The organism is Streptomyces sp. NPDC059957 (genome assembly GCF_042730015.1).
Lineage (GTDB): Bacteria > Actinomycetota > Actinomycetes > Streptomycetales > Streptomycetaceae > Streptomyces.
Map to the genome: position 1 here is coordinate 221,991 of NZ_JBHWMB010000002.1, position 15,992 is coordinate 237,982.

The window sequence follows — 15,992 nt, forward strand, 5'->3', positions numbered from 1 at the left end:
AGGGGACGGCGACCTGAGCTTGCCGAGGGTTTCGTACAGGTAGCCGGCGTCGCCCGGGGTGATCGGCTTGCCCGCGCACGTCGACCCGGCGGCCGGCATGACGGACGGGTAACCCATCAACAGGACACGGGCGTCGGGTGCCTTGGTGTGAACCCGCTGCAGCGCCTCGGCGAGCTGCGGTGCGGTGGCGGCGATCCGGCCGGCCAGGTCGTCGCTGCCGTACTTCCAGGTCCCCGTGGACCAGTCCTTCGGGAGGCACGGGAGGTACCGGAGGTGCGGGAGGTGCGGGAGGTACCGGAGGTGCGGGAGGTACCGGAGGTGCGGGTCTTCCTTGCGGGGTGCAGCACAGTTGCTCCTGAGGGTGAGGGTGAGCGGGTGAGGGCCGCCGTGGCAGGGGTTTGCGACCCGTGCCACGGGCGGGGGTACGTGGGGGTGCGGCGGATGGCGCCGACTTCCTTCAACGCCTGCTTCAGACAGGCGGGATGCGCTGGATCAACCGCCGACTACGGGCAGTACCAACCTGCAGAGGTGCTTCGCATGCGACGGGTCGAGGGTGTTGAGGGGCCCGGACTGCGCCGTCGGCCCGATCTTGACAAGTCTTCATGGGCATGACACCAGTGGATGCCGCACCACTCCCACTCCCACCAGCGGCACCCCACCCCGAAGGGGGCGATCAGCGCATGCCCAGCCCTGAGAGCACGGAACACGACTACGACGTGGTCATCAGCGGGGCCGGCCTCGCCGGCAGTGCCCTGGCGATCCTGCTCGCCCGGCGCGGGATCCGCGTCGCACTGCTGGAACGCCGCTCGGACCCCGAGGCGTACAAGGTGCTGTGCACCCACTCCATCACCGCCAACGCCCACCCGGTGCTGGACGAGCTCGGTCTCGTACCCGCCCTGGAGAAGGCCGGAGCACTGCGCAACACGGCGCGCTGGTACACCCGTTGGGGATGGATCGAGCCGAAGCCGGAGCCGGGCGGACCCGAGTTGCCGTACGGGTACAACGTCCGGCGCAGCACCCTCGACCCGTTGATCAGGTCCCGTGCGGCCCAGACCCCCGGAGTCGACCTGCTGGTCGGCCACCGCGTGACCGGGGTGGTCCGGGAAGCCGGACGGACCGTCGGGGTCCGCGCGTCGGCCCCGCACGGCGAGCGCGAGATCCGGGCCCGTCTGGTCGTCGGCGCCGACGGCAAGGACTCTGCCGTGGCGGAGTTCGCCGGGCTCCGCACCTGGACGTACGAGAACTCGCGGTTCGGCTACCTCGCGCACTACCGCGGCCTTCCGCTGCCCGGCGGGATCGGCCAGACCTGGTTCCTCGAACCCGACATGGCGTACGCCTTCCCGAACGACGACGGGGTGACGGTCATCGCCGTACTCCCGGACAAGGAGCGGCTCCCGGCCTTCCGGGAAGACCTGGAGGGCAGCTTCTCCGCGTTCGTCCGCGCCCTGCCCGAGGCGCCGCCCATCGACTCCGCCGAGCGCGTTTCGAAGATCATCGGCACGATCGACTACCCCCTCCTCATGCGCAAGCCGACCGCACCGGGCATGGCCCTCGTCGGCGACGCCGCCCTCACCGGCGACCCCCTGTGGGGGGTGGGATGCGGGTGGGCCCTGCAGAGCGCGCAGTGGCTGGCCGAGGCGGTCGCCCCGGCATTGTCCGGTAGGGGCAAGCTCGACAAGTCACTCGCCCGGTACGCGCGCAGACACCAGTGGCGGCTTCGCGGCCACCAGCGCCTGGCCGTCGACTTCGCCAAGGCCCGTCCGTTCAATCCCGGGGAGGAGCTGGTGTTCTCCGCGGCGGCCCGCGATGCGTCGATGGCGCGGCACATGCACCTGTTCGCTTCCCGCCTGATCGGTCCGGCGCGCTTCTTGAACCCCCTGGCGCTGGCCAAGGCCATGGTCGTCAACATCAGGCATCGCGAGGCACCCGTACCACCGGACGGTCCGGAGGCCGGCCACGGCGCGGAGGGCGTCCGGGGGACCGCCTGATCCGGCTCGGCCCGATGCGGCTCGACCCGATAGGGCTCGGCCGGATCAACTCCTGCGGGCCCCGCCCCCGCTGCGGGCCGGCAGGAGGACGCGGACGTCAAGTCCCCCGCCCGCGCGGGGCGTGGCCACGACCTCCCCGTGGTGCGTGGCGGTGATCGCCTGGACCACGGCGAGCCCGAGCCCGAACCCGCTGCCGCGCTCCCGGCCCTGGTGGAACGGCGCGAACAGGGCGGGAACCTCCTCCGGCTGCAGGACGGGGCCGGTGTTGGAGACCTCCAGGAACACCGCGGTGCCCGCGGCTCCGGTCGTGATCACGGCGGTGCCGTCGCGGTGGTTGTGGCGTACCGCGTTGGCCAGCAGGTTGAGCGCGACCTGCCGGAGCAGCGCGGGATCCCCGTCCAGCGGCGCGGGCCCCGCGTCGAGCGTGACCCGGACCCCGGAGCCGTCGGCCTCCTCGGCCAGCTCCCGCGTCGCTGCCCGGGCGGCGTCCGCAAGGTCCGCCGGCCGCAGCGCCAGCGCGGCGGTCTCCGCACGCGCCAGGGTCAGCAGGGCGGCGATCAGCCGCTCGATCCGCACGTTGGCGTCCAGCGCGCGGAGCACCGAGGGGCGCAGGTCGTCCGGCACCCGCCCCCGGGCCAAGGGGATCTCCAGCGCGGTGCGCAGTACGGTCAGCGGGGTGCGCAGCTCGTGCGAGGCGTGCGCGGTGAAACTGCGCTGGGCCGTGAAGCTGCGGTCGAGCCGGTCCAGCATGGCGTCGAAGGTGTCGCCGAGTTCGCGGATCTCGTCGTACGGGCCGTCCAGCGCGAGCCGCTCGTCCAGGCTGCTGCCGGTGCTGATCCGCCGTGCGGCCGCGGTCACCTGGTGGAGCCGGAGCAGGGAGCGGTGGCTCGCCCACCAGGCCAGCAGGGCGGCGAGCGCCGTGAAGACGGTGAGCAGCAGCACGGAACGGGTCAGCAGGTCGCCCAGGATGGCGTTCTGGAAGTGGTCGAAGGCCCGGGCCGGGGTCGTGGGGGCGGCCTCGATGGACCCCGGGGGCACGTCGGTGGACCCCGGGGGCACCTCGACGGGCGCCGCGTCGGGGAGCGACGGCTGTGGAGTTTCCTCGGTCGGTGTGATGAGGTCGCGGTTGGCCTCGATGAGCTGGCGCGAGCTGAGCCAGTTCAGCGCCAGCACCCCGCAGCCGAGTACCGCGAAGACGGCCGTGGTCACCAGGGTCAGCCGGGCGCGCAGCGGCAGGCGGCCGGGGCCGAAGCCGAAGCCGAAGCCGAAGCCGAAGCCGCTCACAGCCGGTATCCGTAACCGGTGTCGTGCACGATCAGCGGCGGATCGCCGATCTTGCGCCGCAGCGCGTGCACGGTGACCCGGACCGCCGTGGTGGCCGGGTCGAGCCCCGTGTCCCACAGCCGCTCCCGCAGTTCCTCGGTGGCGACCGGGGCGCCGTCCGCGGCCAGCAGCAGTTCCAGGACGCCCAGTTCCTTCGGCGTCAGGTGCAGCGGGCGGCCGTCGCGTTCGGCGACCCGGCGCACCGTGTCGAGGCTGATTCCGCGCCGGCTGAGCACGACCTCGGCCCGGCCGGCCGCGGAGCGGCGGCCGAGCGCGCGCAGCCGGGCGACGAGCTCCAGGTAGGAGAAGGGCTTGGTCATGTAGTCGTCGGCGCCCTGCCCGAGGCCGTCGACGAGGTCGGACAGGGTGTCCGCGGCGGTGAGCATCAGGATCCGGGCGGGATGGCCCATCGCGACGAGCGCGCGGCACACGGCGTCGCCGCCCAGTCCGGGCAGGTCCCGGTCCAGGATCACCACGTCGTAGTCGGCCTCGCCGGTCCGCCGCAGCGCCTCCAGGCCGTCGTGGGCGAGGTCGCAGAGCATCCCTTCTTCGCGGAGCCCCTCGGCGAGCATCACGGCCAGTTCCCGCTCGTCCTCGACAATCAGCACCCGCATCGCGTCCCGCTCCGTTCGCCCGTGCCGCCGCTTCCCTGTGGGCCGGCGCCGGGGACCAGCCTGCCCGCAGGCGGGTTAGCCGGTGGTTAGGCGCGCGATCACCGGTGGCTCACCGCGCGGACCGTAGAACTTGGGCGTTCACCGGCAACGCACAGGGAGTGTGGGACATGCGAAGCTCATCCGCCGCGATACGCGAACGGTCCGTACGAGGTCTACGGAGCCTGCGCGCGCTGCCCGCCGCGGCCTCCGCGGCGGCGGTCCTGGCCCTGGCCGGCTGCTCGGCAGGCTCCCCGGCGCCCGAGGTCGCCGGGGCCGACCGCGGGGGCAAGGTCAAGCCGCAGGACGACAACGCGGTCCGCCGGGCCTGGGTGGACTGCATGCACAAGCAGGGGCAGACGAGCGTCGAGCAGGACAAGGACGGCAACATCGGCTTTCCGGCCGCGAGCACGGACACCGGCCTGCCGTCCGGGTACGACGCCGCGAGCCGGCTGTGCGACGAGAAGGTGCCGGGCATCCACCAGGTCCAGCAGGCCGACAACGCCAAGTACGTGGAGATGGCCCGCAAGTGGGTCGAGTGCGCGCGCAAGAACGGCTACTCCGACATGCCGGACCCCGATCCCAAAGAGGGCGTGGTCGTCATCCCGCGCGCCGTGTTCGACGCGTCCAAGTGGGACGCCGCCGCGCGCGCCTGCGATGCGCAGTTCCCGCTGCCCGGCTACCGGATCGGTGAGTGAACGTGACCCGCACGGTGGAGCCCGTGGAACCCCTTGAACCCCTTCGGCCCGAGAAACCCGTGGAGCCGGTGGAGCCGGTGGAAGCCGTAGTGCGCGCGAAGAAGCGCGGCAGGGTCCTCGTCCCGCTGCTGCTCGTCGCCGTGGTGGCCGGGGCCGGGGCCGTCGCCGTCGCCCGCCCGTGGGACCGCGGCGCCGGGGGGCCCGAGCGGGACGGCGTGGAGTACGGCCTCGCCCCGGTGGAACAGGGCTCGCTGTCCAGCAGCATCCAGCTCACGGGCTCGCTCGTGTACGACGCACCCACCCCCGTCCTCCCGGCCGGCAAGGGCACCCTCACGGGGCTCCCGGCCGTCGGCGCCGTCGTCAAGGCCGGACAGAAGCTCTTCGAGGTGGACGGACAGCCGGTGGTGCTGATGGCCGGCGACCGCCCGATGTGGCGCGATCTGGGCCCTGGTGTTCCCGCCGGCCCCGACGTGGAACAGCTCGAGCGCAACCTGCTCCGGCTGGGCCACGCCAAGGGACTCGGTCTGACCGCCGACCAGAAGTTCACCCCGGACACCGCAACTGCCGTGAAGCGCTGGCAGAAGTCCCTGGGCCTGAAGGAGACCGGCACGGTCCCCCTCGGCGGCATCACCATGCTGCCGCAGGCATCCGTACGCGTGCAGCAGGTCGGCGCGCAGCTCGGCGCGGCCCTGGGCGGTTCCCCGGTCATGACCGTCACCCGCGAGGACCTCGTGGTCACCGCGCGGCCGGCCGAGAACCAGCTCTCCCGGTTCAAGCCGGACGGGCGGGTCCGGGTCAAGCTGGCCGACGGCTCCGCCGTCGAGGGCCGCATCCGTTCGCTGATCCGAGGCTCCGGCTCCGGCGGGGAGGACGGGTCCGGCGGCGGCTCCGGCGAGGGCCAGAGCCAGGGCGGAGCCAAGACCACCGTGACGGTCGTGCTCGACGCCCAGGAACAGGCGCAGCGGGCGGGGCAGTCCGCGGTCACCGTCACCGTGGTGGGCGACACCGCCGAGCACGCGCTCATCGTTCCGGTCACCGCGTTGCTCGCCCTGGACGGCGGCGGCTACGGCATACGGGTCTCCGACGGCCCCACCCCCCGGCTGGTCAGAGTCCAGCTGGGCCTGATCGCCGACGCCAAGGCGCAGATCACCGGCGACGTACGGCCCGGCGCGCAGGTGGTGATCCCCAAGTGACGGCTCCCCCGGCGGCGAAAGCCGCCCCCGTCCTGGAGTTGTCCGCCGTCGTCAAGGAGTATCCGGGCGCACCCGGCGCGCCCCCGCTGCGCATCCTGCACGGCATCGGCCTCACCGTCGAAGCCGGCGAACTCCTCGCCGTCGTCGGGCCGTCCGGCTCCGGAAAGTCCACCCTCCTCGCGCTGCTCGGCTCGCTCGACCGCGCCACATCGGGCCGGCTCCGCTTCGAGGGCCGCGATCTTGCCGGTCTGTCCGACCGGGAGCTGGCAGCGCTGCGGGCGCACCGGATCGGTTTCGTGTTCCAGCAGTTCTTCCTGCTGTCCGGACTCACCACCGTCGAGAACGTCGCGACCGGGTTGCTGTACGCCGGGGCGCCGGTCTCCGAGCGGCGCGCCCGGGCCGTCGAGGCATTGCGCTCCGTGGGTCTCGGGCACCGGCTGGACCACCGTCCCGACCAGCTCTCCGGCGGCGAGAAGCAGCGCGTGGCGATCGCCCGCGCGCTGATCGGCCGCCCGGCGCTGCTGCTCGCCGACGAGCCCACCGGAGCACTGGACAGCGTTTCCGGCGCCTCCGTGGTCGAGCTGCTGCGCACCCTGAACGCGGACGGCACCACGGTGGTGGTCATCACCCACGACCGTGCGCTGGCCTCCTCGTTCCCCCGGCGGGTCGGCATCCAGGACGGCCGCATCGAGTTCGACGAACGCCTCCCGGAGCCTGCGGGAGCCAACCGATGGAGGGCCGGCCGATGAGGGCACCTCGTACCCGGCTGCGCCCCATTGACCTGCTGCGCCTGGGCATGATCGGGCCGCGTACGCGCGCCCTGCGTACCGCACTGTCCGCGCTCGGCATCTCGCTGGGCATCGCCGCCGTGGTCGCGGTCACCGGCATCTCGAACTCCAACCAGCAGCACCTGCTGGCACGGCTGGACCAGCTCGGCTCCAACCTGATCACCGTGGCCCCCGGCAAGGGTCCCGACCAGCAGCCGGTGCCGCTCCCGCTCACCGCGGAGAAGATGCTCTCCGCCATCGCACCCGTGCAGCGGACCACCGCCACCGGGGCCACCAAGGCCCAGGTGTACCGCAACGACCTGGTACCGGCGCAGCAGACCGGCAGCCTGACCGTACTGGCCGCGCGCCTCAACCTGCTGGAGGTGCTGCGCGCCGAACTGCGCAGCGGCCGGTGGCTGGACGCAGCGAGCGAGAACCTCCCGGTGACCGTCCTCGGCGGCCAGGCCGCTCAGCGCCTCGGCGTCACCGGACCGGGCGAGCGGGTGTGGCTGGGCGGGCAGTGGTACCAGGTGCTCGGCATCCTCGCCCCGAACGAACTCGCCCCGGAACTGGGCACCGCGGCCCTGGTCGGCTGGCCCCGGGCGGTCGCCGACCTGGGGGCCGACGGGAGCGCCGCGACCGTCTACCTGCGGTCGTACTCCGAACGCGTGCCCCAGGTCCAGTCGGTGGCCGCGGCCAGTGCGAACCCCGGCAGCCCGACCATGGTCGCGGTCAGCCGGCCCTCCGACCTCCTCCTGGCCCGCACCGAGACGGAGAACAGCCTCACCGCACTCGTACTCGTCCTGGCAGGCGTGGCGTTGCTGGTGGGCGGCGTCGGAATCGCCAACACCATGGTCGTCGGCGTGATGGAACGCCGCGGCGAGATCGGGCTGCGCCGCGCCCTGGGTGCCCGGGGCGGCCAGATCTCGGCGCAGTTCCTGCTGGAGGCCGTGCTGATGGGCTTCATCGGCGGGATGGGCGGACTGGTCCTCGGCGGCCTCACCGTGTACGGCTACGCGCTGGTCCAGGGCTGGCCGGCGGCCATCCCGCTCCACACCCTGGTCGCCGGCCCCTCGGTCTCGGTGGTGGTGGCCGCTCTCGCCGGGCTCTATCCGGCGCTGCGGGCCGCCCGGGCCTCCCCGACGGACGCCCTGCGCTCGGCGTGACGCCCGCGGTTCCGCGCGGGCCGGGGGCGCCTTCGCGGTACAAGTGCGCAGGTCCGGGATAGGGTGCCGCCGACGGATGTACTCGGTGGGGTGGGGCGGGACATGACACTGCGGGACGGGGATCCGCGCGCGATCGGCGGGTATGTCCTGATCGCCCGGCTGGGTTCCGGCGGGATGGGGACGGTGTACTCGGGGCGGGCCGCTTCCGGGCGGCTCGTCGCGGTGAAGCTGGTGCACCAGCAGTTCGCGGACGACCCGGAGTTCCGGACCCGGTTCCGGCAGGAGGTGGCGGCCGCCCGGCGGGTGAGCGGTGCCTTCACCGCCGCGGTCGTGGACGCCGACCCGGACGCGGAACGGCCCTGGATGGCCACCCAGCTGGTGCCGGGGTGGACCCTGGGCGCGCGGGTGAAGGCGGACGGGCCGCTGCGCGGGAGCGCGCTGCGCGTGCTCGCGCTGGGACTGGTGGAGGCGCTGCGCGAGCTGCACACCACCGGGGTGATCCACCGCGACCTGAAGCCCGACAACGTCATGCTGACGGACGACGGGCCGCGGGTCATCGACTTCGGGATCTCCCGGGCGGCGGGCCAGCAGACGCTGACCTCGACCGGCCAGATCCTGGGGACTCCGCCGTACATGTCACCGGAGCAGTTGTCGGCCCCGGCGCGGGTGCGGGCCTCCTCGGACGTGTTCTCACTGGGGTCGGTACTGGCGTTCGCGACGACCGGGCGGGGGCCCTTCGACGCGGAGTCCCACTACATGACGGCCTACCGCGTGGTCTCGGAGGCACCGGACATCGCGGGGCTGGCCGATTCGCTACGGGCCGTGGTCGGGGCCTGCCTGGCCAAGGAGGCGGCCGCCCGGCCGGGACCGGACGAGCTGTTGGCCGCGCTGGCCCGGATCCCGGCGGCCGACTGGGAGAACCCGCTCCGCGAGGACGGGGATCCGGTTGGGGAGGACCGTAAACCCCTCGGAGCCGGGACCTGGACCGGCTCGCGGGCCGGCGATGAAGCGGAGCCGGGGGCGAGTGCCGACAGGGACGGCGCCGACGCCGGCGCTGACGCACGTACAGACACAGACACAGATGCAGACGCAGACGCAGACGGCACCGGAGGCCCTGCGGGGCCGACCGCCGCGTCCCGGGAGGGGACCGGGGACACCGGCGGGCCGCTCACCCGGCCGTCGGGGCCCCCGACCGGCCCCGCCGGAGACCCGGCGGCCCTGCGGCCCCGGCGGATGTCCGGACCGCGCCGACGCGCCCTGCTCACCGGGGTACTCGTGGCTTCGCTGCTGGTCGGCGGCGGGTACTACTTCGGATTCGCCCCGCGGGACGGCGGCGCGCGGGACGACGCCAAGGCCCCCGCGTCGTCCGCCGGGCCCTCCGTGACCCCCGGCCCCTCCGGCGCCGCCACGCGTACGCCCTCCCGGCCGACGGTCACCGGAACCCTCGCCCCGTACCTGGCCACCGACGGCGGCAGCCCGGGCGGCAGCCGCGCCTACGCGGACTCCCCCGCCCGGCGCCCCGCCGGGTGGCGGGCCTGGGACGGCGGTTCGGACATGGGGGCCTGCGTGTACGCGGACTCCTCGCTGGTGTGCACCGACAGGGGCTCTTCGGGCGACGGCCTCAGCCGCTTCGACGCGGCGACCGGCGAGACGCTGTGGGGACAGCTGCTGGAAGACGTCGTGGACGGGCAGGCCCCGCTGGTGGTCCCCGGGACGGCCACCGGAACCCACACGGTGATCGTGCCCGGCAGCAAGGGGTTCACCGCGCTGGACCTCGACGAGGGCATCCCCCGCTGGAAGTTCCCCACCAAGGAGAAGCTGAAGCGGGCGGTGCTGGACGCGGCCGGCAGCCGGGTGTTCGCGGTCTCCGCGTCCGGCACGGTCACCGCCCTGGAGACCCGGTACGGCAAGCTCCTGTGGCAGCAGGAGGTCTCCGGATCCGAGGACGGCTACCCGGCGCTGCGGGTCGACGGGGACCGGGTGTACGTACAAGGACGCACCCAGAAGGCCGACATGGGGTTCCAGACCTTCGTGACCGCCCTCGACGGGGCCACGGGCAAGAAGCTCCCGTTCGGGACCCCCCAGGACGGCACCCGCTTCGCGATGCCCGGGACCTGCGAGACCCGCGGACTGACGCTGGCCAGGGATTTGTACGAGGCGACCGTGTTCCTGTGCAGCAAGGAGAACGGGGCGGGCGTGCTGCGCGGCGAGCCGGCTCATCTGCGGAGCGCGGACCTCCCGTACGCCGGAACGACCCTGTCCGGGCCTGCCGCGGCCGGGGACAAGGTCTACCTGATGGCGACCGCCGCGGGCGGCGAACCGGGCTTCATGGAACTCAACCAGGAGTCCGGCGGCGCCGTTTGGCGGATCCCGCTGGCGAAGGAGTGCACCGACCCGGAACGCCCGGAGGCCGCGAACGCGGTGGTGGTGACCGACGGGCTGGCGTACGTACGGTGCCGCACCTCGGGCGTGGTCATCGACCTGGCCTCCCGCAAGCAGACGGCCCGGTTCACCGTCCCGGGCGGCGTCCGCCCCGGGACGGACGGCCCGTCCGGCTTCCTGGTGGTGGGCGGCATCGTCTTCACCCCGACCGCCAAGGGCTGGTCCTCCATCGAACCCACCCCGGTCTAGGGCCTGTTCTGCGCAGGGCACCGGAGCCGTCCACTGTCAGCGGCCCCGCTCCCCGCTCCCCGCTCCCGGGACGACCTAGCCGATGCCGGGGATCTGGCGGTCCCTGAACGCCCTCCGGACCGCGTCCGCGGCGGCCGGCCCGTACATGCTGCGGGCGGTGGCGATCGTGGCGAGCGCCGCGTCCCGGAAGCTGGTGTCGGGTGCGAAGTCGAACTGTGCGTTGACGATGATGCGGTCGGCCGTCCTCGCGCCCAGGGCCCCGCGGATGTCGAGGAGGGCACGGGACCAGATCTCGCCGTCCGCGTGCACCTCGCCGGTGCGGTCCGCGTAGACCTTGTTCCCGTCGATGCGGCGCAGGCAGTGCGGGGCCGCGCTGTAGCCGACCGAATCCCAGTCGGCCACGCACGCGGGGTCCGTCCCGCGCGGCCAGCCGCGGGCAGCGGCGGCGTGGTCGCCGACCGAGACGGCCAGGTAGTCGCCGAAGGCCTCGCCTATCGCCCCGGCCTCCGGGGAGGTGCCGAAGCCGGGGACCTGCGCGTGGTGCACCGCGTGCCCGTACTCGTGGACGATGACCTCCGCGTCCTCGGCGTCGTCGACGCCGCCCTTGCCGAAGCGGATCTCGGGCTTCTTGTCGGTGAAGAAGGAGTTGTCGGCGCCCCACTGGTTGATGCGGACGGGCTGGGCGCGGTCGTTGACCCCGGCCAGTTCGCTGCCGAAGCCGAGGCCTTGCAGGTACTCCTGCGCCTCGTTGATCCAGAAGTAGGCCATGACCTGCTCGAACTGGTCGTCGGCGCGGGTGTAGCGGCCGGCGTCCCGGACGGCCGCGGGTGCGCCGGTCTCCGACCGGATGTACGCCCACCGGCCGGAAAGGCCCCCGCTGCCGTCCAGGTTGCGGAGCGCCACCGAGGCGTAGGCGGAGTCGGGTACGGCGCCGGCCGAGTCCTTGGCGTCGACGAGCGTCTGGTCACCGGTGGACTGGACGGGGTTCACCATGAAGACGCGGCCCTGGGGCAGGCCGGGCGCGGGCGCCGAGGCCTCGGCCGCGGCCGGTACGGCCAGGCCCAGCAGGGTCAGGGACGCGATCACGGCAGCGGTACGGCCGCGGGAGGTACGGCGGGGCATGGACATCCTCCTGTGAGGGACGCGTGGTGCCGGAAGAACGTGCGCGGTGAGGTGCGGACGCGATCTTTGCTCAACATCCCCGCGTTTGACCAGCCCCGGGGCGAAGCAACTGAGCTGCGGGGTCTCCGCGCGACGACGGCCGGGGCAACGGCCGGTACGACAGCCGGGGCGGCGGCCGGTACGACAGCCGGGGCGGCGGCCGGGGCGAAGGCCGGGCGACGGCCCGGCCGTCGGTCGGGGTGAGCCCTCGGGCCCGGGTGGCGCATGATGTCCCGCGTGCACAGTGCGGAGGAGTTCGGCGGAGCCGACGGCGGAGCGGGCATACCGGGGACCCGGGATGCCCCGTGGACCCGGGGCGCACCGGGAGACATGACGGACGCAGTCCGGGCGGCGCAGCAGGGGGACGAGGCGGCCTTCCAGGCGCTGTTCCGCGCGGTGCAGCCCGTACTCCTGCGCTACCTGACCGTCCTGGTCGGCGAGGACGCGGAGGACGTGGCTTCCGAGTCCTGGCTCCAGATATCCCGGGACCTCGGCTCGTTCACCGGGGACTTCGACGGGTTCCGCGGCTGGGTGTCGACGATCGGCCGCAACCGGGCCATGGACCTGTTGCGGCGGCGTCGGCGCAGGCCGGCCGTGAGCGTACCGGTCGAGTACCTGCACGACCGGCCGGCCGCGGAGGACACCGAGGGGGCCGCGCTGACCACGATGGGGACCGGTGCGGCGCTCGCCCTGATCTCCCTCCTGCCCCGCGATCAGGCCGAGGCCGTGCTCCTGCGGGTGGTCATGGACCTGGACGCGGCCGGCGCCGCGCGGGTGCTGGGGAAACGGGCCGGGGCGGTACGCATGGCATCGCACCGCGGGCTGCGCAAGCTCGCCAAGCTCCTCGAACAGCAGGGGGCCGGGGTCGCGGGAGTCGCTGAGGTCACGGGAGCCGTGGAGGTCGCCGGAGCCGCGGAGGTCACGGCAGTCGACGGAGTCGACGGAGTCGACGGAGTCGCGAAGAGCGGGGACATACCGGGTGAACCGGTCGATCCGGGGCTGTCCGAAAGAACTTCTGCCCCAGGAGTGACACCGACTACGGCTCCGACGCTGAAGGGCACGAAATGAGCACCCACCGATCCCGCCGGATCGACCGCGCCACGGCCGAGCAGTTGCTCGCCGGCGCCCGGCCGCAGCCCTCGGGCACGCAGGGTGCGTCCGAAACATTCGAGTTGGCGGATTTGCCCGGCGCCTCGGACCGTCACGAGGCCCTCGCGGACCTGCTCTCCGCCGCCGCCGCTCCGGCGGGGAGGAGCGAACTGTCCGGCGAGCCGCAAGCCCTCGCCATGTTCCGGGCCGCCCGCCTCGCCCCCTCGGCCGTCTCCGTACCCGTCTCCCTACCCGTCTCCGTAGCCGTTCCCGTCCCGGCCTCCCCGGGGCGGTCGTTGCTCACCCCGGCGACGCTCCTCGGCGCGAAGGTCGCAGTCGCCGTACTGGCGGCCGCCCTCGGCGGTGTGGCCGTCGCGGCCGGCACCGGCAACCTCCCCACCGTCCTCGGCGGCGCCCCCCGGCACGACCGCCCGGCCGCCTCCCCCACGCCCGGCACCCTGGTCGCGGCCGCGCCGCCCCCCGCGGCGTCCGGCCGCTCGTCCGCGGCGGTCCCCGCCGACCTGGCCGAGCTGTGCCGGGCCTTCACCCGCGCCCCTGGCCCCCGCCCCGAAGAGGTCCTGGACGAGCAGCGGTTCGCCCCGCTGGTCGCCGCGGCGGGCGGCCGGTCCGGCGTTCCGGACTACTGCGCTCCCGTCCGGAGCGGCGAGCCGGAACCGAGCGGCTCCGCCCCGGCCGCCACACCGACGCGCGACCCGCGGGGCGGCAAGCCCACGCATCCCGGCAAGCCCGATCCGAGCCGGCGTCCCGTCACCCCGGGGCCGAGCGCGGGAGAGCACCGACCCGGCACCCGTCCGCCGGGCCACCCTGGCACCGTCCCGTCCCCGCCCCGCCGGGGCGTCCCGACCGGACGCCCCCCAGGAGCGAACCCCTGACCCCGGACGGAATACCGGTCCGGCGGAGTGCGGGGCGTCCCCCGCGTCCGTAAGCACCCCCGCCCGGTCCCGTCCACCACCTGTAGAGGCTGTCCACCGATGCACCGACCCCCGGGTTCCACGGCAGAACCGGAACCGTATCCGCACGCCGCGTACGCGCCCGTGCCCACTGCCGCGCCCTGGCCGGCACCGGCCCCGTCCTCCGAAGCCGCCACTCCCTGGCTCGCGCCCTGGTCGGGATGAGCGCGGCCGGTCACCGTCGGCGTACGGCCGTACGCTCCCGGACCGGGCCGGGAACAGGTGCTCGGTTTGGCGGGTGCGGGGAATCTCAATACGATCCGGCGATGATCACTAGAAGATGGGCGAGGGCCAGTGCGTGCGGCCTGTTCGTCGCCCTCGCTGCCGGGTTGTTCCCGTCAGGTGCCGCCGCCGGTGAACCGGTGGCGAAGGAAGCTCCCAAGGTCGAGTTGGTGCTGGACGTCAGCGGCTCGATGCGCGCGCGGGACATCGACGGGCAGACCCGGATGTCCGCCGCGAAACAGGCGTTCAACGAGGTACTGGACGCCGTGCCCGACGAAGTGCAGCTGGGCATACGGACCCTGGGCGCCAACTACCCCGGCCCCGACAAGAACCTCGGCTGCAAGGACACCAAGCAGCTCTACCCGGTGGGCCCCCTGGACCGTACCGAGGCCAAGACCGCGGTGGCCACACTGGCCCCCACCGGGTGGACTCCCATCGGACCGGCGCTGTTGGGGGCGGCCGAGGACCTGAAGGGCGGCGACGCCACCCGGCGGATCGTGCTCATCACCGACGGCGAGGACACCTGCGCCCCGCTCGACCCCTGCGAAGTGGCACGGGACATCGCGGCCAAGGGGATCCACCTGGTCATCGACACGCTCGGGCTCGTCCCCGACGCCAAGACCCGCGACCAGCTGATCTGCATCGCCGAAGCCACCGGCGGCACTTACACCTCCGTGCAGCACACAGCCGAACTCTCAGGCAGAGTGCGGCAGTTGGTGGGCCGGGCGGCCACGCCGGTGGTCAATCCGGTGGCCACCGACGGCGCCGAGCAGTGCGCCGGAGCACCGGAGTTGAAGCCCGGTCTCTACAGCGACCGCGAGAGCTTCGCGCAGCACCGCTGGTACCGGGTCTCCGTGGCACCGGGCCAGGAACTGCGGGCCTCGGTCAGCATCGGGGCCGACCGCGCCGTGAACAACGACTACGGCGTGCTGCTGCGCGCCACGACGCAGAGCGGCCGGGAGATCGTACGCGGCCAGGAGGCCGGTGACGGTCGGACCGACCTGATCTCGTCCGGGCTGCGCTATCCCAAGGCCGGGAGCGCCGACGACGAGGAGCCGGCCGAGACCGTGTGCCTCCAGGTCAGCAACTCCTTCTCTGCGCCCGCCTCGGTCAAGACGACCCCGGGCATGCCGGTCGAGCTGACCATCGACGTGGTGGACGGCCCGGACGGGGCCTCCGACGTGGCCTCGTTCGGCCTCGGGCGCGGCTGGTGGCTGCTCGGCGCACTGGCGCTCACCGGCTTCCTCGCCGGACTGGTGTGGGGCTGGGTCTCCCGCTGGCGTATCGCGGTCTGGAGGACCAACTGATGAGTGCCCTGAGACGTGATCGAAGCGTGCGACGCGCGCTGACCGCCGCCCTCCTCGTCGGCGGCGGCCTGCTCGGGGTGGCGGCCTCGCCGTCGCCGAGCCCGAGCGGCTCCGGGGAGGGTCCGACCGAGGCCGGCACGGCCTTCCGTACCGCCACCCCGCTCCAGTTGGACCAGGAGGCCACGGCCGACGCCTCCACCGGCGACTACCTCTACTGGGTGCTCCCTCTGGACTCGGGCCAGCGCGCCACCGTGCGCGCCTCGGTCACCCTGCCCGCCGCGGCCGGCCGGCACTCCGCCTCCACGTGGCAGCTCGACGTGTACGACGGTCTGCGCCGCCGCCAGCCCTGCATGTACGGCACGCAGACCGGTACGGCCGCCAAGGACGCCGCGACCGTCGACCTCACCTGCACCCTGCGCCCGGTCCGCTCGGGCGCCGACCAGTGGGCCAACGACCCGCTGTCGGGGGCCTATTACGTCCGGCTCACGGTCACCGACCTCGCGCAGGAGGACCTCGGCCAGCCCGTACGGGCCCGCCTGCGGGCCGAGGCCAGGGACGTCGGCGGCGCCTACGCCGCCGACAACGCCCTGGCCGCGCCGCTCGTCCCCGGCGCCGGCACGGCGTCCGGCGTCGCACCGGCCGACGGCTGGTCGGGCACCTGGTGGTCGGACCGCTGGCTCTGGACGGCGGCCGGCGGCCTGCTCGCCGCCCTCGCGGGCATCGGCGGCCACCGCCTGACCCGCGGCGCGGGCCGCCCGGTACGGGTGCCGCCCACCGCCTGATCCCGGCCCGGGTGCGGGGCCGTCGGGCCCCGCACCCGGGAATC

Annotated in this window: 13 protein-coding genes; 10 read left to right on the forward strand and 3 right to left on the reverse strand. The window is 73.8% G+C overall.

Going from position 1 to position 15,992, the window contains the following annotated elements; all coding sequences use genetic code 11:
* The first annotated feature begins 680 nt into the window (after nt 1-680).
* Nucleotides 681-1,988 carry an NAD(P)/FAD-dependent oxidoreductase gene (locus ACFWBW_RS02510; RefSeq protein ID WP_385367639.1) on the forward strand — a complete coding sequence of 436 codons (1,308 nt, stop codon included), beginning with the start codon at nt 681-683 and terminating at the stop codon, nt 1,986-1,988.
* 45 nt (nt 1,989-2,033) lie between these two features.
* On the opposite strand, the gene ACFWBW_RS02515 is transcribed toward ACFWBW_RS02510, so the two are convergent.
* A complete protein-coding gene (locus ACFWBW_RS02515; RefSeq protein WP_385367640.1) occupies nt 2,034-3,272 on the reverse strand; it encodes a sensor histidine kinase in 1,239 nt (412 codons plus the stop codon).
* A complete protein-coding gene (locus ACFWBW_RS02520; RefSeq protein WP_385367641.1) occupies nt 3,269-3,925 on the reverse strand; it encodes a response regulator transcription factor in 657 nt (218 codons plus the stop codon). The genes ACFWBW_RS02515 and ACFWBW_RS02520 overlap by 4 nt, the downstream gene beginning before the upstream one ends.
* A gap of 167 nt (nt 3,926-4,092) precedes the next feature.
* Between ACFWBW_RS02520 and ACFWBW_RS02525 the strand changes: the two genes are divergently transcribed.
* The 5 genes from ACFWBW_RS02525 (at nt 4,093) to ACFWBW_RS02545 (ending at nt 10,416) form a co-directional block, all read left to right on the forward strand.
* Nucleotides 4,093-4,659, forward strand: a complete 567-nt coding sequence (locus ACFWBW_RS02525; protein ID WP_385367642.1) for a hypothetical protein — start codon at nt 4,093-4,095, stop codon at nt 4,657-4,659.
* Between the two features lie 23 nt (nt 4,660-4,682).
* The gene (locus ACFWBW_RS02530; RefSeq protein WP_385367643.1) at nt 4,683-5,852 is read left to right on the forward strand and encodes a peptidoglycan-binding protein; all 1,170 of its coding nucleotides are present in this window, start codon (nt 4,683-4,685) and stop codon (nt 5,850-5,852) included.
* Nucleotides 5,849-6,601, forward strand: coding sequence for an ABC transporter ATP-binding protein (locus ACFWBW_RS02535; protein WP_385367644.1), 753 nt, complete (start codon nt 5,849-5,851; stop codon nt 6,599-6,601). The genes ACFWBW_RS02530 and ACFWBW_RS02535 overlap by 4 nt, the downstream gene beginning before the upstream one ends.
* Nucleotides 6,598-7,785: an ABC transporter permease gene (locus ACFWBW_RS02540; protein ID WP_385367645.1), complete on the forward strand. Its 1,188-nt coding sequence runs from the start codon at nt 6,598-6,600 to the stop codon at nt 7,783-7,785. Before ACFWBW_RS02535 ends, ACFWBW_RS02540 begins: the two co-directional genes overlap by 4 nt.
* Before the next feature lie 102 nt (nt 7,786-7,887).
* Complete coding sequence (locus ACFWBW_RS02545) at nt 7,888-10,416, forward strand: protein kinase (protein ID WP_385367646.1); 2,529 nt, start codon at nt 7,888-7,890, stop codon at nt 10,414-10,416.
* 75 nt (nt 10,417-10,491) lie between these two features.
* On the opposite strand, the gene ACFWBW_RS02550 is transcribed toward ACFWBW_RS02545, so the two are convergent.
* The gene (locus ACFWBW_RS02550) at nt 10,492-11,538 is read right to left on the reverse strand and encodes a M4 family metallopeptidase (protein WP_385367647.1); all 1,047 of its coding nucleotides are present in this window, start codon (nt 11,536-11,538) and stop codon (nt 10,492-10,494) included.
* 369 nt (nt 11,539-11,907) lie between these two features.
* Between ACFWBW_RS02550 and ACFWBW_RS02555 the strand changes: the two genes are divergently transcribed.
* The 4 genes from ACFWBW_RS02555 to ACFWBW_RS02570 all read left to right on the forward strand — a co-directional run bounded on the left by ACFWBW_RS02555 (nt 11,908) and on the right by ACFWBW_RS02570 (nt 15,948).
* A complete protein-coding gene (locus tag ACFWBW_RS02555; RefSeq protein WP_385367648.1) occupies nt 11,908-12,645 on the forward strand; it encodes an RNA polymerase sigma factor in 738 nt (245 codons plus the stop codon).
* On the forward strand, nt 12,642-13,559 hold the full coding sequence (locus ACFWBW_RS02560; protein ID WP_385367649.1) for a hypothetical protein: 918 nt from the start codon (nt 12,642-12,644) through the stop codon (nt 13,557-13,559). The genes ACFWBW_RS02555 and ACFWBW_RS02560 overlap by 4 nt, the downstream gene beginning before the upstream one ends.
* A 344-nt stretch (nt 13,560-13,903) precedes the next feature.
* Nucleotides 13,904-15,166: a VWA domain-containing protein gene (locus tag ACFWBW_RS02565; protein ID WP_385367650.1), complete on the forward strand. Its 1,263-nt coding sequence runs from the start codon at nt 13,904-13,906 to the stop codon at nt 15,164-15,166.
* Complete coding sequence (locus tag ACFWBW_RS02570) at nt 15,166-15,948, forward strand: hypothetical protein (RefSeq protein ID WP_385367651.1); 783 nt, start codon at nt 15,166-15,168, stop codon at nt 15,946-15,948. Before ACFWBW_RS02565 ends, ACFWBW_RS02570 begins: the two co-directional genes overlap by 1 nt.
* Nucleotides 15,949-15,992 lie beyond the last annotated feature (44 nt).

Bases quoted from the DNA above. Each gene is read 5' to 3' on its own strand.
- ACFWBW_RS02510 (WP_385367639.1), top strand. From the start codon at position 681: ATGCCCAGCCCTGAGAGCACGGAACACGACTACGACGTGGTCATCAGC.
- ACFWBW_RS02520 (WP_385367641.1), bottom strand. From the start codon at position 3,925: ATGCGGGTGCTGATTGTCGAGGACGAGCGGGAACTGGCCGTGATGCTC.
- ACFWBW_RS02525 (WP_385367642.1), top strand. From the start codon at position 4,093: ATGCGAAGCTCATCCGCCGCGATACGCGAACGGTCCGTACGAGGTCTA.
- ACFWBW_RS02540 (WP_385367645.1), top strand. From the start codon at position 6,598: ATGAGGGCACCTCGTACCCGGCTGCGCCCCATTGACCTGCTGCGCCTG.
- ACFWBW_RS02545 (WP_385367646.1), top strand. From the start codon at position 7,888: ATGACACTGCGGGACGGGGATCCGCGCGCGATCGGCGGGTATGTCCTG.
- ACFWBW_RS02550 (WP_385367647.1), bottom strand. From the start codon at position 11,538: ATGCCCCGCCGTACCTCCCGCGGCCGTACCGCTGCCGTGATCGCGTCC.
- ACFWBW_RS02555 (WP_385367648.1), top strand. From the start codon at position 11,908: ATGACGGACGCAGTCCGGGCGGCGCAGCAGGGGGACGAGGCGGCCTTC.
- ACFWBW_RS02560 (WP_385367649.1), top strand. From the start codon at position 12,642: ATGAGCACCCACCGATCCCGCCGGATCGACCGCGCCACGGCCGAGCAG.
- ACFWBW_RS02565 (WP_385367650.1), top strand. From the start codon at position 13,904: ATGATCACTAGAAGATGGGCGAGGGCCAGTGCGTGCGGCCTGTTCGTC.
- ACFWBW_RS02570 (WP_385367651.1), top strand. From the start codon at position 15,166: ATGAGTGCCCTGAGACGTGATCGAAGCGTGCGACGCGCGCTGACCGCC.